General features: G+C 62.3%; 21 protein-coding genes. 6 read left to right on the top strand and 15 right to left on the bottom strand.

The window, feature by feature from the left end:
* Positions 1-19 precede the first annotated feature (19 nt).
* Genes kdd through kce form a run of 6 tightly spaced genes read left to right on the top strand, consistent with a single transcriptional unit; the run spans position 20 to position 5,666 of the window.
* On the top strand, positions 20-1,063 hold the full coding sequence (gene kdd / locus PRZ03_RS08875) for an L-erythro-3,5-diaminohexanoate dehydrogenase (RefSeq protein ID WP_273599969.1): 1,044 nt from the start codon (positions 20-22) through the stop codon (positions 1,061-1,063).
* Entirely contained in the window at positions 1,056-2,159 is a 1,104-nt protein-coding gene (gene kamB, locus PRZ03_RS08870; protein WP_273599968.1) for a lysine 5,6-aminomutase reactivase subunit KamB, read from the top strand. The genes kdd and kamB overlap by 8 nt, the downstream gene beginning before the upstream one ends.
* Positions 2,140-3,687 (top strand): lysine 5,6-aminomutase subunit alpha, encoded by a 1,548-nt coding sequence (gene kamD / locus PRZ03_RS08865; protein ID WP_273599967.1) that lies wholly within the window; start codon positions 2,140-2,142, stop codon positions 3,685-3,687. The genes kamB and kamD overlap by 20 nt, the downstream gene beginning before the upstream one ends.
* 1 nt (position 3,688) lies before the next feature.
* Positions 3,689-4,459 (top strand): lysine 5,6-aminomutase subunit beta, encoded by a 771-nt coding sequence (kamE, locus tag PRZ03_RS08860; protein WP_273599966.1) that lies wholly within the window; start codon positions 3,689-3,691, stop codon positions 4,457-4,459.
* Complete coding sequence (gene kal / locus PRZ03_RS08855) at positions 4,456-4,851, top strand: 3-aminobutyryl-CoA ammonia lyase (protein ID WP_273599965.1); 396 nt, start codon at positions 4,456-4,458, stop codon at positions 4,849-4,851. Before kamE ends, kal begins: the two co-directional genes overlap by 4 nt.
* Positions 4,848-5,666, top strand: a complete 819-nt coding sequence (gene kce / locus PRZ03_RS08850; RefSeq protein ID WP_273599964.1) for a 3-keto-5-aminohexanoate cleavage enzyme — start codon at positions 4,848-4,850, stop codon at positions 5,664-5,666. Before kal ends, kce begins: the two co-directional genes overlap by 4 nt.
* Here the strand turns inward: kce and PRZ03_RS08845 are convergent.
* The 15 genes from PRZ03_RS08845 to PRZ03_RS08775 all read right to left on the bottom strand — a co-directional run bounded on the left by PRZ03_RS08845 (position 5,656) and on the right by PRZ03_RS08775 (position 15,494).
* A complete protein-coding gene (locus PRZ03_RS08845) occupies positions 5,656-6,114 on the bottom strand; it encodes a DoxX family protein (RefSeq protein WP_263533828.1) in 459 nt (152 codons plus the stop codon). The two genes, kce and PRZ03_RS08845, sit on opposite strands and share 11 nt — an antisense overlap.
* A 127-nt stretch (positions 6,115-6,241) precedes the next feature.
* Positions 6,242-6,493: a YfhL family 4Fe-4S dicluster ferredoxin gene (locus PRZ03_RS08840; RefSeq protein ID WP_263533827.1), complete on the bottom strand. Its 252-nt coding sequence runs from the start codon at positions 6,491-6,493 to the stop codon at positions 6,242-6,244.
* A 10-nt stretch (positions 6,494-6,503) separates the two neighbouring features.
* Complete coding sequence (gene coaD, locus PRZ03_RS08835) at positions 6,504-7,004, bottom strand: pantetheine-phosphate adenylyltransferase (RefSeq protein ID WP_273599963.1); 501 nt, start codon at positions 7,002-7,004, stop codon at positions 6,504-6,506.
* Positions 7,005-7,046: 42 nt separating this feature from the next.
* A complete protein-coding gene (rsmD, locus tag PRZ03_RS08830; protein WP_409993943.1) occupies positions 7,047-7,670 on the bottom strand; it encodes a 16S rRNA (guanine(966)-N(2))-methyltransferase RsmD in 624 nt (207 codons plus the stop codon).
* Complete coding sequence (gene hisF / locus PRZ03_RS08825; protein WP_273599962.1) at positions 7,667-8,428, bottom strand: imidazole glycerol phosphate synthase subunit HisF; 762 nt, start codon at positions 8,426-8,428, stop codon at positions 7,667-7,669. The genes rsmD and hisF overlap by 4 nt, the downstream gene beginning before the upstream one ends.
* 17 nt (positions 8,429-8,445) lie before the next feature.
* Positions 8,446-9,189, bottom strand: a complete 744-nt coding sequence (gene hisA / locus PRZ03_RS08820) for a 1-(5-phosphoribosyl)-5-[(5-phosphoribosylamino)methylideneamino]imidazole-4-carboxamide isomerase (RefSeq protein WP_273599961.1) — start codon at positions 9,187-9,189, stop codon at positions 8,446-8,448.
* A gap of 21 nt (positions 9,190-9,210) precedes the next feature.
* Positions 9,211-9,858 carry an imidazole glycerol phosphate synthase subunit HisH gene (gene hisH / locus PRZ03_RS08815; protein ID WP_273599960.1) on the bottom strand — a complete coding sequence of 216 codons (648 nt, stop codon included), beginning with the start codon at positions 9,856-9,858 and terminating at the stop codon, positions 9,211-9,213.
* 2 nt (positions 9,859-9,860) lie between these two features.
* Positions 9,861-10,457 (bottom strand): imidazoleglycerol-phosphate dehydratase HisB, encoded by a 597-nt coding sequence (hisB, locus tag PRZ03_RS08810; RefSeq protein WP_273599959.1) that lies wholly within the window; start codon positions 10,455-10,457, stop codon positions 9,861-9,863.
* Positions 10,454-11,536, bottom strand: a complete 1,083-nt coding sequence (gene hisC / locus PRZ03_RS08805) for a histidinol-phosphate transaminase (RefSeq protein ID WP_273599958.1) — start codon at positions 11,534-11,536, stop codon at positions 10,454-10,456. Before hisC ends, hisB begins: the two co-directional genes overlap by 4 nt.
* Positions 11,533-11,979 (bottom strand): PIN domain-containing protein, encoded by a 447-nt coding sequence (locus PRZ03_RS08800; protein ID WP_273599957.1) that lies wholly within the window; start codon positions 11,977-11,979, stop codon positions 11,533-11,535. The genes hisC and PRZ03_RS08800 overlap by 4 nt, the downstream gene beginning before the upstream one ends.
* Positions 11,976-12,200: a CopG family transcriptional regulator gene (locus PRZ03_RS08795; protein WP_263533818.1), complete on the bottom strand. Its 225-nt coding sequence runs from the start codon at positions 12,198-12,200 to the stop codon at positions 11,976-11,978. The genes PRZ03_RS08800 and PRZ03_RS08795 overlap by 4 nt, the downstream gene beginning before the upstream one ends.
* A gap of 100 nt (positions 12,201-12,300) precedes the next feature.
* The gene (locus tag PRZ03_RS08790; RefSeq protein WP_273599956.1) at positions 12,301-13,185 is read right to left on the bottom strand and encodes a substrate-binding periplasmic protein; all 885 of its coding nucleotides are present in this window, start codon (positions 13,183-13,185) and stop codon (positions 12,301-12,303) included.
* Positions 13,186-13,187: 2 nt separating this feature from the next.
* Positions 13,188-14,510 carry a histidinol dehydrogenase gene (gene hisD, locus PRZ03_RS08785; RefSeq protein ID WP_273599955.1) on the bottom strand — a complete coding sequence of 441 codons (1,323 nt, stop codon included), beginning with the start codon at positions 14,508-14,510 and terminating at the stop codon, positions 13,188-13,190.
* Positions 14,511-14,528: 18 nt separating this feature from the next.
* Entirely contained in the window at positions 14,529-15,167 is a 639-nt protein-coding gene (gene hisG / locus PRZ03_RS08780; protein ID WP_273599954.1) for an ATP phosphoribosyltransferase, read from the bottom strand.
* Positions 15,168-15,227: 60 nt separating this feature from the next.
* Positions 15,228-15,494 carry a BolA family protein gene (locus PRZ03_RS08775; RefSeq protein ID WP_263533814.1) on the bottom strand — a complete coding sequence of 89 codons (267 nt, stop codon included), beginning with the start codon at positions 15,492-15,494 and terminating at the stop codon, positions 15,228-15,230.
* Between the last annotated feature and the right edge of the window lie 95 nt (positions 15,495-15,589).

Here is a 15,589-nt window from a genome sequence, read left to right as displayed (position 1 = left end):
TTCAGCGTTGGCGACACATATGACTCTGACGACTGCTTCGCCTTACGGCATCCACCGCGTCATCGAACCCAAGGGCGTGCTGCCGCAGCCCGCCTGGAAGATCGACAACACGATGGAGATTTTCGACAACGAAATCCTCATCGACGTGTCGGCGCTGAACATCGATTCGGCCAGTTTCACGCAGATCAAAAAAGAGGCTGCGGGTGATGTGGCCCGCGTCGAGGCGATCGTGCGCCGCACGGTCACCGAGCGCGGCAAGATGCACAACCCTGTGACCGGTTCGGGCGGTATGTTGATAGGCACGGTGCTGCAAATAGGCGCCAAACTGGCGGGCAAGATCGACCTTGAGGTTGGCGACAAAATCGCCACGCTGGTGTCGCTGTCGCTGACGCCGCTGCGCATCGATGCGGTCAAGAAGATTCATCTGGACAAGGACCAGATCGAGATCGAAGGCCGTGCCGTCTTGTTCGAAACCGGCCTGTTCGCCAAGCTGCCGGCCGACATTCCCGAGAACGTCGCGCTGGCGATCCTGGACGTGGCCGGTGCGCCGGCCCAAACCGCGCGGCTGGTGCAGGCCGGCCACACCGTGGTCGTGATCGGCGGCGGTGGCAAGTCGGGCACGCTGTGCGTGTACGAGGCCAAGAAGCGCGTCGGCCCGGCCGGGCTGGTGATCGGCGTCTCGCCGTTCGCCAAAGACTGCGAACGGATGCGCGAGCTGGGCTGGGTTGACCATGCCCTTCAAGTCGACGCGACCGATGCGGTGGCGCTGATGGAAGCCGTTAGCGCCGTGACCGGCGGGCGGATGGCCGATGTGGTGATCAACTGCGTCAATATCCAGAACACCGAGATGGCCAGCATCCTGGCCACACGCGATGGCGGCAAGATCTACTTCTTCTCGATGGCCACCAGCTTCACCGCCGCCGCCCTGGGCGCCGAGGGTGTGGGCAAGGACATCGAGATGATCGTCGGCAATGGCTACGCGCGCGACCATGCCAAGTTCGCCTTGGCGCTGCTGCGCGAGAGCCCCAAGCTGCGCCAACTGTTCGATGAGCAATATGTCTAGTTTCGGAGCCTCATCGCCGCTCTGGAGTCGCATCCGGCAAAGCGGCATAGCGACGCTGGCCGTGATGGGCATGGCCAAGAACACCGGCAAGACGGTGGCACTGAACCATGTCTTGGCGCAGGCCCATGCCGCGCAGGTGGCGGTCGGCGTGACCTCGATCGGGCGCGACGGCGAGGACCGCGATCAGGTCTTTTTGTTCCCCAAACCCCCAGTGCTGATTTGGCCCGGCAGCCTGGTCGCGACCGCGCGCGACACCTTGGTGCGTTCCAAACTGCGCTTCAAGCTGTTGGGCCAAACCGGCATCGATTCGCCGATGGGCGAGATCGTCATCATCAAGGCGCTGGAATACGGCGAGATGGAGATCGCCGGCGCCTCGCGCAGCAGCGATCAACTGAAGGTCATTCAACGTCTGCGCCAGGCCGGCTGCGAGTTGGTGGTGCTGGACGGCGCCTTGGGCCGCAGTCACCATGCCTCGCCGGCAATTGCCGACGGCGTGATTCTGGCCACAGGAGCTGCGATTGGCGGCGGCATTCAAGACGTGATCCGCAAGACCCGCGACCGCCTGGCGATTCTGGGCATTGCGCGCGTGCCGGCCGAACTGGGAGCGCGGGTGCAGGACTTGTTTGACAAGGGCGGCGTGGCGATCTGGGCGCGCGACGGCTCGCCGCTGTTCCAGGCCGAGATTGCCAGCCTGAATGCGGCCTCCGTGTTGATGGGTTTTGCCGAGCAAGACGTGGGGACCATTGCCGTCAGCGGTGCGGTGGGCCGCCAGCTCTGGCGCGCGATGTCCAGCCTGGGGGCTATGAAGCCGGGCCTGAACATCGTCGTGGCCGACGGCACCAAGCTCTTTGTCGATGCGCTCGATGTGCAGGCCTTTTGCAAACAAGGCGGCAGCCTTTATGGCTACCGCAGCATTCGCATCCTGGGCCTGACGCTGAACCCTTTTTCACCGATGGGCGGCAGCTTCGACGGCTCAGAGTTCCTTGCCAGCTCAATCGATTCTTTCCCCGGCTACGACGTCTGTGACGTGGTGCTGAATGAACAACTACAACAACTAGAACAAGGAGTCGGCCTCGATGTCGCAACTTCAACTTGATAGCGCGCAGATAGACCGCGCCCGCGAATCGGCGCGGCGCATTGCACGCAGCGTTTTCGACGAGATGAGCCAGTTCACCACCACGACGGTGGAGCGCGCCACGCTGCGCTTGCTCGGTGTGGACGGTGTCGACGAGAACTATGTGCCGCTGCCGAACCGCCTAGTCAGCCATTTGCAGGAGCAAAACCTGTTGCAACATGGTTCCGCCTGGATCGTCGCCGGCGCGATGCTGGAGCAGGGTTTGAGCGCGCAAGGCGTGGCCGAGGCCGTGGCCGCCGGCACGCTGACGCTAACTTCCCCCAAAGACGGCGCGGCCGCTCGCCGCAAGGCCGAGGCCGAGGCGCAAAGCCGCTGCGAGCAGATCGCCGGCCAGCGCAGCTACCGCGCCGCCGAGATCAAGAGTAATGGCGAAGCGCCAACGCCCTGGCTGTATCTGATCGTTGCCACCGGCAATATCTATGAAGACGTGACGCAGGCCTGCGCCGCCGCCGAGCAAGGCGCCGACATCATCGCGGTGATCCGCTCGACCGGCCAGAGCCTCTTGGACTATGTGCCTTACGGCGCCACCACCGAAGGCTTCGGCGGCACTTATGCGACGCAGGAAAACTTCCGCCTGATGCGCACGGCGCTGGACGGGGTCGGCAAGAAGCTGAACCGCTACATCCGGCTCACCAATTACTGCTCCGGCCTGTGCATGCCCGAGATCGCCGCCATGGGTGCGATGGAGCGGCTGGACATGATGCTGAACGACTCGATGTACGGCATCATCTTCCGCGACATCAATATGAAGCGCACCTTCATTGACCAGTTCTTCTCGCGCATGGTCAATGCCTACGCCGGCATCATCATCAACACCGGCGAAGACAATTACCTGACCACGGCCGATGCCTATGAGGCCGCGCACACGGTCCTGGCTTCGCAGCTGATCAACGAGCAGTTCGCCTATCTGTCGGGCCTGCAGCCCGATCAGATGGGCCTGGGCCATGCCTTCGAGATTCACCCCGAGCTGGAGAACGGCTTTTTGTGGGAGATCGCGCACGCACAGCTGGTTCGCCAGGTCTTCCCCGATGCCTGCCTGAAGTACATGCCGCCGACCAAACACATGACCGGCAATATCTTCAAGGGCCATGTGCAGGACACCTTGTTCAATGTGGTCAGCACGCTGACGAACCAGAACATCCATCTGCTGGGCATGATGACCGAGGCGATCCACACGCCGTTTATTCAGGACCGTTTCCTGGCCATTCAAAATGCGCGTTATGTCTTCGGCACCATGAAGGATCTCAATTCCGAGATCGAGTTCAAGCGCGGCGGCAAGATCGAGCTGCGGGCGCAGGAAGTGCTGGCCGAGACCGAAGCCATCCTGGCGCAGATCGAGCAGACGGGCTTGCCCGCTGCGATCAGCAAGGGGACTTTCGCCGAGATCTCGCGCACGCCGACCGGCGGCAAGGGCCTGGACGGCGTGATTGCCAAAGCGGCCGACTACTTCAACCCCTTCCCTGCTTTGATGTTGAAGGGAGGGCTGTGAGATGTCCGAACAAATCATGATCAACGACCAGATTCCCGAGCAATGGGTCAAGCCTTACGGCGACACGCTGGACGATGGCCGCGTGCAGCTGTCCTTCACCTTGCCGGTGCCGCTGGACGAAACCGCCAAGGAGGGCGCCAAGATGTTGGCGCTGCAGATGGGCCTGGAGGAGCCTGCCGTCGTGCATGCCGAAGCGATGGGCAGCGGCTTCTCCTTCTTCGTCGTTTACGGCCAGAGCAAGCACCGGGTCGACCTGAGCAAACTCAAGGTCGCCAAGCCTGAGTTCGAAGTGCTGGACAAGGCCGGCATTGACGCGCTGATCGCCGAGAAAATGGGCCGCCGCATGGTGGTGGTGGGCGCCTGCATCGAGACCGACGCGCACACCGTCGGCATCGACGCGATCATGAATATGAAGGGCTATAACGGCCACAAGGGTTTGGAGAGTTATCACGAGATCCGCGCCATCAACCTGGGCGCACAAGTCGACTCGGAGGACTTGATCAGCCGCGTGATCGAAGAAAAAGCCGACGTGATTCTGGTCTCGCAGGTGGTGACGCAAAAGAACATCCACCTCGATAATCTGACCAAGCTTTCCGATTTGCTCGAAGCCGAAGGCCTGCGCGACAAAGTGATCTTGATCGTCGGCGGCCCACGCATCAGCCATGAGTTGGCCAAGGAGCTGGGCTACGACGCCGGGTTTGGCACCAAGACCTATGCGGAGGATGTCGCGTCCTTTGCCATTCACGAATGGATCAAGAGGAAAGCAGCATGACTGAGCAAATTACGAGCTTGATTCGGCTGCGCATGAGCGCCCACGACGCCCATTACGCCGGCAATTTGGTCGACGGCTCGCGCATGTTGGGCCTGTTCGGCGATGTGGCCACCGAGCTGCTGATCCGCTGCGATGGCGATGAAGGTTTGTTCGTTGCCTATGACAAGGTCGAGTTCCTGGCGCCGGTATTTGCCGGAGACTTTATCGAAGCCGTCGGGCATATCGTGTCCATGGGCAAGTCCTCGCGCAAGATGGTATTCGAGGCACGCAAGGTGATCAGCGCCGCTCAAGTCGCGGGTCAGGTGTCGGCCGCCGATGTCTTAGCCCAGCCCATCGTGGTCTGCCGCGCTTCGGGTACTTGTGTGGTGCCGGTCGGCTTCCAAAGAAAATGAACAGCAAGCTGATCATCACCGCCGCGCTGACCGGCGCCGAGGTCACGCGCGAGCAGCAGCCGGCCTTGCCGATCACGCCGGACGAGATTGCCGATGCAGCGGCCGAATGTGCGCGCAAGGGCGCGGCCATCGTCCATGTGCACGGCCGCTTGGCCGATGGCAGCTCGACGCAAGACAAAGAGATCTACCGCCAAATCATCGAGAAGACGCGCGAGCGCTGCGATGTGATCGTGCAGGTGTCCACCGGCGGCGCGGTCGGCATGACGCCGCAAGAGCGGCTGGCTCCGGTAACGCTGCGCCCGGAGATGGCGACGCTGTCGATGGGCACGGTCAACTTCGGCGGCGATGTGTTCATGAACCATCCGGCCGATATGGAAGTGTTTGCGGCCGCGATGACTGAATACGGCGTCAAGCCCGAGTTCGAGATCTTCGACAGCGGCATGCTGACGACGACGCTGCGCTGGCTCAAAAGAGGTGTTGTTCATGGCCCGCTGCACTTCGACTTCGTGCTGGGCATCCCCGGCGGCATGGCCGGCACGCCGGAAGCCTTGATGTATCTGCGCTCGCAATTGCCGCCAGACAGCAGCTGGACGGTGGCCGGCATTGGCGCGGCGCAACTGCCCTTGGCCACCTTGGCCATCGTGCTGGGCGGCCATGTGCGGGTCGGCTTTGAGGACAATATCTACTTCCGCAAGGGCGAACTGGCCCGCAGCAATGCTCAGTTAGTCGAGCGCATCGCCTTGATCGCGCAGCAGTTGGACCGGCCGGTGGCCACGCCAGACGAAGCTCGGGCAATGCTGGGGATCAAACGCTAAGGGTTGAGGGTTTGACCCAACCGGCTTCGCCGAGCGGCCAGTACCGGTCGCTGCGGTTGTCCCAAGCCACGGCCACAAAGCAGGTAATCAGCAGCGCGCTGTATTCCCAGCCATCCGTTCCCGGCCCGACCACAAAGAAGCCGGCTTGGGCATGGAAGATGACGATGCCGGTGAAGTAAATCACCGAGAAGGCCGCGCACAGCGGCCACACCATGATGCGCAGCGCCAAAAACAACGCGCCAAAGGTTTCAACCAGGTTCACAACACAGGCCAGGAAGTAGCCGCTACCCTTGGGAAAGCCACTGAGTTCCAACAGCTTGCCCATGATGGGCAGGCTGCCTTCGTCATAACGGTAGATGCCATGGACAAAGACGATGGCGCACAAGACCAGCCGCAGCAGATCGGGCCCAAAGCGCGCGGGCGAGATGATTCGGTTCAGGAAAGACATGGTCGTAGCCGAGGGCTTGCTAGCAAAGACCAGCGGATGCTAAAGATGCAAGGCCGCGCCAACCAGCCCCTTGGCGATGAGCGACGGTTTATCGGCGTCCAATTGACGCCCAAGTGAAACCAGCAACTCAGGCGATTTGGGTCAAACGCAAGTATTTGCCCATCAGCGTCTCTTTGCTTTCCACATGGGCCGGGTTGACCGGGATGCAAGCCACCGGGCAGAGTTGCACACATTGCGGCTCGTCGAAATGGCCGACGCATTCGGTGCATTTGCTGTGGTCGATCTGGTAGAACTCCTCGCCCATCGAAATCGCCTCGTTCGGGCATTCGGGCTCGCACACATCGCAGTTGATGCATTCGTCGGTAATCATTAGAGCCATAGTGTTCCCCTCAGCCCGGCGTCTGCAGACGCTTCTTCAAGCGCTGCAGCACCGAGGCCGACACGAACTTGGAAACATCACCGCCGAGGCTGGCAATCTCGCGCACAAAGGTGCTGCTGATGAATTGATATTGATCCGAAGGTGGCATGAAAATCGTCTCGACGTCGGCCATCAGTTGGCGGTTCATGCCGGCCATCTGAAACTCATAGTCAAAGTCACTGGCGGCCCGCAGGCCGCGTACCAGCACCTTGCCGCCTTGGGCTGCCACGAAGCTGCTCAGCAGCCCGCTGAAGGGCAGCACCTCGACATTGGGGTATTTGGACGCCAGCTCGCGACCTATCTCCAAACGCTCATCAACGGAGAACATGGTCTTTTTGTGATGGCCTGCGGCCACAGCGATGATCAGCCGCTCAAACAAACGGCTGGCGCGGCGCATCAGATCTTCGTGCCCCAAGGTCATCGGGTCAAAGGTGCCGGGATAGACGGCGGTGAGAGGGGTCACAGAGGTCAATCGAGGCTCCTGGATTCAGTGGCCCCGATTATCCCTTGTCACTCAAACCTTGCGCAGCAGCTGGAATTGCACCGCGCCGGCCTTGCCGGAACGCCAGGCCTCCAGGCCCAACTCGGCTGGGGCAGCGATCAAGTCGGGCGCCTCAAGATAGACAAAACCACCCGGCACCAACAAGGGTGCTGCCGCCCGCAGGGCCGGCATGAACAGTTCTTGCTGGAACGGTGGGTCGAGCAAGATCAGCTCGAAGCGCGCCGGCGCACAGCGCCCCATCCAACCCAAGGCATCGCCGCATTCAACGCGTAGGTGGTCTGCCTTCAATCTGAGCTTGCTGGTGCTCAGGCTGCGCGCCAATTCCGCGTCGCGCTCCAACAGCAAGACCTCGGTGGCGCCGCGCGAGGCAGCCTCAAAGCCTAAAGCGCCGCTGCCGGCGAAGGCGTCCAACACACGCCAGCCATCCAGGTCTTGCCCCAGCCAATTGAACAGCGTTTCGCGCACGCGGTCGGGTGTGGGGCGCAGGCCGGGCTTGTCGGCCACCGGCAGTTTGGAACGCTTCCATTGCCCGCCAATGATGCGCACTTCGCGGGCGCCCATGCGCGGAGCGCCGGCAGCCTTCTGCGTTTGCGCCGAAATCGCCTTGGCTGCCGTGCTGGATCTGGGTCGATTCACAAGCGCACCGGAATGCCGCGCGCCGCCATCAAGGCCTTGGCCTCGGCGACGGTGTGGTGGCCGTAGTGAAAAATGCTGGCGGCCAAGACCGCATCGGCGCCGCCGATCTGCACGCCGTCGGCCAAGTCTTCGAGCGAGCCGACGCCGCCCGAGGCGATCACCGGCACCGCCACCGCGTCGCTGACGGCGCGGGTCAATTCCAAGTCAAAACCGCTGCGGGTGCCGTCGCGGTCCATGCTGGTCAGCAATATCTCGCCGGCACCGTAGTCGGCCATCTGACGCGCCCAGGCGACCGCATCGAGGCCGACGTTCTTGCGCCCGCCGTGGCTGTAGACATCCCAGCCCGAACCATCGGCGCGGCGCTTCGCGTCGATCGCGACGACGATGCATTGCGCGCCGTATTTGTCGGACGAATCCCGTATGACTTGCGGGTTAGCGATGGCCGCCGAGTTGAAGGACACCTTGTCGGCGCCGGCATTCAGCAAGCGCCGCACATCGGCGACTTCACGCACGCCGCCACCGACCGTCAGCGGGATGAAGACCTGCGAGGCCACCGCCTCGATGATGTGCAGGATCAGATCGCGCCCGTCGCTGGTCGCGGTGATGTCCAGAAAGGTCAGCTCGTCGGCGCCCTGCTCGTTGTAGCGGGCGGCGATCTCGACCGGATCACCGGCGTCACGCAACTCTAGAAAATTGATGCCCTTGACGACCCGACCGCCGGTCACGTCAAGGCAGGGAATGATGCGTTTAGCCAGCATGGATTTTTTCGCAGCCCTCAGCCGAGGCCGAGTTCGTCGGCGCGCGCTTGACCCGCCGTAAAGTCCAGATCGCCGGTATAGATCGCGCGGCCGCAGATCACGCCCTCGATGCCCTCTTCTTCGACCGCGCAGAGCGCATCGATATCGGCCAGATTGGCCAGGCCGCCAGAGGCGATCACCGGAATTGACAACGCCTGCGCCAGCTTGACCGTCGCCTCGATATTGATGCCGCTGAGCATGCCGTCACGGCCGATGTCGGTATAGATCACGCCTTCGATGCCGTAGCCCTCGAACTTGCGCGCCAGATCGATCACCTCGTGGCCGGTCAGCTTGCTCCAACCGTCGGTTGCGACTTTGCCGTCTTTGGCATCCAGGCCGACGATGATGTGGCCGCCGAAAGCGGTCGCCGCATCCTGCAAAAACCCCGGATTCTTCACCGCCGCCGTGCCGATGATGATGTAGCTCAGGCCCGCGTCCAAATAGCGCTCGATGGTGTCGAGGTCGCGGATGCCGCCACCCAGTTGCACCGGGATCTCGCCATTCACTTCCCGCAAGATGGCCTTGATCGCGCCCTCGTTGACCGGCTTGCCGGCGAAGGCGCCGTTCAGATCGACCAGATGCAGGCGCCGCGCACCCGCATCGATCCAGCGGCGGGCCATCGCGGCCGGATCTTCGCCGAAGGTGGTGGAGTCATTCATATCGCCTTGCTTGAGGCGGACACAGCGACCATCTTTCAGGTCAATAGCGGGGATCAGCAACATGACGGGAGCGGCTAAAAATAATCAAGGGTTCCAAACAAGGAAGTTCCGATACAGCGCCAACCCATGGGCGGCGCTTTTCTCGGGGTGAAATTGTGTGGCAAAAATATTATCCCGGGCGATGGCCGAGGTAAAGCGAGCGCCGTAATCGGTTTCACCGACACTGTGGCGCGCTTCTAACGGCGCGGCATAAAAGCTATGAACGAAATAGAAGTAGCTGTCATCAGGCACCTCACCCCAGACCGGATGAGGCTGCGACTGCCGAACCCGGTTCCAGCCCATCTGCGGCACCTTGTAGCGGCTGCCATCGGCTTGCATCTGCCCTTCCAACTGGAAGCGCTTCACAAGGCCAGGAATCAAACCCAGGCCCGGCGTGTCCTGCTCTTCGCTGTGGTCCAAGAGCATTTGCATGCCCACGCAAACACCCATCAAGGGCTTGTTGGCGGCGGCGTGCAGCACCGCTTCGCGCAGGCCCGAGTCGCGCAGCTCACGCATGCATTCAGCCATCGCGCCCTGCCCCGGCAGCACCACCCGCTCGGCCGCCAAGACCTCGTCCGGTTTGGCCGTTATGACGACCTCCAGGCCGGTTCCTGCAGCCACATGCAGCACCGCCTGCGAGACCGAGCGCAGATTGCCCATGCCGTAGTCGACGACAGCTACTGTTCTTGCCATGACTAGAGGCTTCCTTTGGTGGAAGGAATCGTGCCGATGGAGCGCGGATCTAGCGTCATCGCCATCCGCAGCGCCCGGCCGAAGGCCTTGAAAATCGTCTCGCACTGGTGATGGGCGTTATGGCCCTTCAGATTGTCGATATGCAGCGACACCAAGGCATGGTTCGAGAAACCCTGGAAGAACTCGAAGGCCAGCTGCGTATCGAAGGCACCGATGGAACCCGCCGTGAACTTGACGTCCATTTCCAGGCCCGGCCGGCCAGAGAAGTCGATCACCACCCGGGACAGCGCCTCGTCCAGCGGCACATAGCTATGGCCATAACGGGTCAAACCCTTTTTGTCACCGACCGCTTGCGCCACGGCCAGGCCCAGCGTGATGCCGACATCCTCGACCGTGTGATGGCCGTCGATGTGCAAGTCGCCCACCGCCTGAATGTCCAGATCGATCAAGCCGTGGCGGGCGATCTGATCCAGCATGTGGTCGAAGAAACCGATGCCGGTATTGAGCTTGGCTTCGCCCGTGCCGTCCAGATTGACGCGCACGGTGATCTGCGTTTCTTTGGTGTTGCGGCTGACTGCTGCGATGCGATCGGTGCTCATGAGAGGCTTTCTTTCAATGCGGCCAGCATGGCCTGGTTTTCTTCGGCCGTGCCTATGGTGATGCGCAGGCAGTTGGCCAGCAGCGGATGAGCGGCGGAGGAGTTTTTGATCAAGACGCCACGTGCCTTCATGCCGGCAAAGGTCGCGGCCGCATCCTCCACCCGCGCCAAAATCATATTGCCCTGGCTCGGGAAAGGCTCCACGCCGGCCATGGCCTGCAAAGCCTCGAAGACCCGCTCGCGCTCGGCCCGCAGCGTGGCCGCCTGGGACGCGTAAACCTCGGCATGTTCAAGCGCAAACAAGCCGGCTTCGGCATTCAGCACGCTGATATTGAAAGGCGGGCGCAGCTTGTCGACCTCGGCGATCAGCGCTGCCTGTCCGATCAAGTAACCAATACGCACACCGGCCAGGCCGAACTTGCTCATGGTGCGCATCACCAGCACCTGCGGGTAGCGCGCCAGCAGCGCCATCGAGTCACTGGCGGCAAAGGGCTGATAGGCCTCGTCCATCACCACCAAGCCAGGCGCTGCTTCGATGATCTGCGCGATCACGCCCGCATCCCAGAGATTGCCGGTCGGATTATTGGGATAGGACAGGTAAATCAGCGCCGGCTGATGCTCAGCAATCGCTGCCAGCATGGCCGGGCCATCCAGTTCGAAATCAACGGCGCGCAGCGGCACACCCACAAAGCCCAGGTTTTGATAACGAGCCGACAGCTCATACATCACAAAGCTGGGGCTGGGCGACAAGATCTTGGCGCCAGGCTTGCTGATGGCCATGCTGAGCATGCTGATCAACTCGTCCGAGCCATTGCCCAGCGTGATGGCACAGCCCGACGGCATGCCGGCGTGACGAGCCAGCGCGGCGGCCAAATCCTGGGTGCGCTCGGCCGGATAACGGTTGATCGCTACGGCGCCGAGGCGCGCGCCCAGTGCGGCTTGCAGCTCGGGTGGCAGGCGAAACGGGTTCTCCATGACATCGAGCTTGACCATGCCGGCGCTGGATGCAACCGGGTAGGCCTGGGAGGCACGCACATCGTCGCGTATGCAAGCCAAGGCCTGCTTCAGGTCAGCATTCATGGGTTGTTCAATCTTTCCGGCCCGAGCAGCGTCGGATCGAGGATGGTCACGCTGTCAAACACTGCCAAATGAGGCAGCTCCAGACTCAAAAGCAAGGTGCAGCCCTGCGCCTTGGCGGCGGCGACGATCAAGGCGTCGGCATAGAGCAGGCCGAAGCGGCTTTCGATCGACCAGGCGCTTTCTACCGTCGCATGATCGATGGCCCAGGGCTGCCAGCGCTGATAACGGCGCACTTCAGCGCGTGCGTCGCCGTTGGGCATCGGCGGGCTGATGCGGGTGGTCACCGAAGCATAGAAATCGTTCAAGACCTGTGTCGAGAGCCGACCGCTGCGGCGCAGCCAGAGCTCGCGCAGCCAGTTCATCGCTTGATCGCGGGCGCCACGGTCGGCGCCGTCTTCGCTGAGGATCAAGACTGAGGTGTCGACAAAGACCAGCTCAGTCATTTGCTCAACTCGCTTCGCTGGGGGTAGGCGGCGCCATCCGAGGCCCAGGTGCGCTCGCGGTGCACCCAATCCTGCAAGGCTCGCTCATAGGCATCATCGTGGCGCATCTTCTCGGCCAGCATCTCGCCGACCAGACGCGACACGCTGGTATTGCGTCGCGCAGCCTCCAAACGGGCCCATTCGGCGACGCTGTCTTCCATGCTGATGGTCACATTCTTCACAGCCCGAAGTCTACACGAAGTTCGTGAAACACGAAGTTCGTGTGACTTGAAGCCAACCAAAGACGCGCCCAAGGTGCTTGAGCAAGGCCGATCGCAGCTCTTAGGGCAAGCGCCAAAGCTCCTTGCGCGCCAGCGGCGTCTGCTCGGGCAACAAGGGGTTGTGCAACTCGATCACGCGGCGCCTATGCAAGCCGGCTTGGCGCAGCGGCTCGGCATGGTGTGCGTCGAACAAACGGTCAAAGCCGCCGTTGGCCAGCAAGCGGTTCAGACCCAACTCGACCAAAGCGGCCAAGCGTTGATCGCCGGGACGTACAAAAAAGTAGACCGCGGTCGGGTAATGCAACACCAGGCTGGGCTCGATGGCGAACAGCTGCTTTTGGCCTTCCTGCTCCCAGCCCGCCTCCAGCACCGAGCGCGGAAATGCCTGGGCCCGGCCCATATCGAGCATCTTGAACAAGGCCGCAAAAGAAGAGCCCGTGGTCACGGTTAAGCCGTTGGCGCGCAGGATCTCGGTATCTGGCCAATCATGGCCTTGCACCAGCGTGAATCGCTTCAAGCCGTCCAGCCCGTCCACCTCACTCCAAGCCGCCTGTTGCCCCTGCTTGATCAAAAGCACTCGCCAGCCATAAAGCCCTTTGAAGATCGGAATGCGCACCGGCAACAAGCTCTGCTCTCGCTGCACGCTGGTCATGGACCACGCGATATGCAGATGATCCTGCGGCGCCTCTAACTCCTTAAGTGCGCGGCTTTGCACCATCAGGTCTTTGGAGTCGCTGAGCTCGCAGCGCACGCCAGAGGCGTCCAGCGCCAGCTTCAATAATTGCAGCGGGAACAAGCTGCTGCGATCGACATCTCGCACCGGGCGCGGATAGACCACACGCAGCGGCGGAGCTACAAGGGCAGCAGCAGGTGACGCTTGGACCGCAGCCGTCATCGTCAAGAGCGCGGGCAGCACCGGCAAAAACTGACGGCGCTTGCAGCTCATGCTCAGTCCGAGCTTGGCGTCGCTTGCAGCCGCATCTCGGCCGCACGCGCATGTCCTTGCAAGCCTTCGCCGTAGGCCAGCTCGGCCGCGATCGGCCCGAGCTTTTGCGCGCCGGCCGCGCTGACCTCGATCAGGCTGCTGCGCTTTTGGAAGTCATAGACACCCAGCGGTGAGGAAAAGCGCGCGGTACCCGAGGTGGGCAAGACGTGATTCGGCCCGGCGCAATAGTCGCCCAGCGACTCACTGGTGTATGCGCCCAAAAAGATCGCGCCGGCGTGGCGCAAGAGCGGCTCCCAGGCATGGGGATTGGCACTGGACACCTCCAGATGCTCGGGCGCGATGCGGTTGGAGATCTCGCAAGCTTCCTCCATCGAACGCGTCAGGATCAACGCGCCGCGCCCTTCCAACGAGGCGCGGATCACGTCGCGGCGTGGCATCTCGGGCAAGAGCCTGTCGATAGCCTCTCGTACCAGTGCGATGTACTCGGCGTCCGGGCACAGCAGAATGCTCTGCGCCATCTCGTCATGCTCGGCTTGACTGAACAAATCCATCGCCACCCAAGCGGGCGGTGTCGTGCCGTCGGCCAAGACCAAAATCTCGCTGGGCCCGGCGATCATGTCGATGCCGACTTGGCCAAACACATGCTTTTTGGCGCTGGCCACATAGGCATTGCCGGGGCCGGTGATTTTATCGACCTTGGGCACCGTCGCCGTGCCATAGGCCAGCGCCGCCACCGCCTGCGCGCCACCTAGCGTGAAAACGCGGTGCACGCCGGCGATATAGGCTGCGGCCAGCACCAGCGGGTTTTTCTCGCCGCGCGGTGTCGGCACCACCATGATGATCTCGGGCACGCCGGCCACCTGGGCCGGAATCGCGTTCATCAAGACGCTGCTCGGGTAAGCCGCCTTGCCGCCCGGCACATAGATGCCAACGCGGTCCAGCGGCGTGACCTTCTGGCCCAAGAGCGTGCCGTCTTCATCGCGGTAGCTCCAGCTCAGACCGCTGGCCTGCTTTTGGCGCTCGTGATAGCTCCTGACCCGCTCGGCGGCCGCCTGCAAGGCAGCGCGCTGGGCCGGGGTGATGGCGTCGAAAGCGGCTTTCAATTCTTCCCGCGTCAGCTCCAGCTCGGCCACCCTGGCGGCCTGCAAATGGTCGAAGCGGGCGGTGTAATCGAGCAAGGCGGCATCGCCGCGCTGGCGCACATCGGCCAGGATCTCGGCCACGCGCAGCTCGATCGCAGAATCGGTCTCGGCCGACCAATGCAGCACGCGCTGAAACTCGGCTTCAAAGTCGGCGGCGGCGGTGCTGAGATGGCGGAGTTTCATTGACGAATCTACTTTGCGTTACTTTGGAGTGGCTGAGGCAAAGGCGTCGATCATGCGACGCAGCGGTTCACGCTTGAGCTTGAGCGCGGCTTGGTTGACGACCAGGCGCGACGATATCTCCATCACCTTCTCGACCTCGACCAGATGATTGGCCTTGAGCGTATTGCCGGTCGAGACCAGATCAACGATGGCGTCGGCCAGCCCGGTCAGCGGCGCCAGCTCCATCGAACCATAGAGTTTGATCAGGTCGACATGCACGCCCTTGTCGGCAAAATGCTGACGCGCAATCTGCGTGTACTTGGTGGCGACGCGGATTCTCGAACCCTGCTTGATGGCTGCTGCGTAATCAAAATCATCACGCACCGCCACGCTCATGCGACAGCGGGCGATGTTCAGATCCAGTGGCTGGTACATGCCGTCCAGCCCATGCTCGATCAGCACGTCACGCCCGGCCACGCCGAGGTCGGCGCCGCCGTATTGCACATAGGTCGGAACATCGCTGGCGCGCACCAGTACGACCTGCACATCGGGGCTGTTGGTGGCCAGGATCAGCTTGCGCGAGGTTTCCGGGTTGTCCAGCACCTCAATGCCGGCCGCTTTGAGCAGCGGCAGGGTTTCTTCAAAGATGCGGCCTTTGGACAGGGCTAGGGTGATCATGGGTGGGGCACTCACAGGCATTCGGAACCGCCCGGCGAACTGGGCCGCGGGCAAAATTTATCAGCGTGCCGACGACTGCGGCGTCGGGTCAGCCGCCCATTCGGCGGGCGTCAGCGTCTTCATCGACAGCGCATGGATCTGCTCGCGCATGCGCTCGCCCAGGGCTTGATAAACGCGCTGATGGCGGCGCACACGGTTAAGGCCATCGAATTCGGCCGAGACGATGGTGGCAAAGAAATGCCGCCCGTCGCCCTCGACTTCACAGTGGTGGCAGGGCAGCCCGGAGGCAATGTATTGCTGAACTTCAGCTGGAGTAGGGTCGGCCATTGAGTCATTTTAGCTTTGTGTGCCAGACCGCCCGAGGGCAACGAGTAGCTCTGGCACCAACTGATAGAGCGGGTCCTAGTTTGTGGAAGATTTGG

Source organism: Roseateles albus (assembly GCF_028595345.1).
Taxonomy (GTDB): Bacteria; Pseudomonadota; Gammaproteobacteria; order Burkholderiales; family Burkholderiaceae_C; genus Paucibacter_A; species Paucibacter_A albus.
The sequence above is the reverse complement of the archived record's forward strand: the minus strand, read 5'-3'. Positions and strand labels throughout refer to the sequence as shown.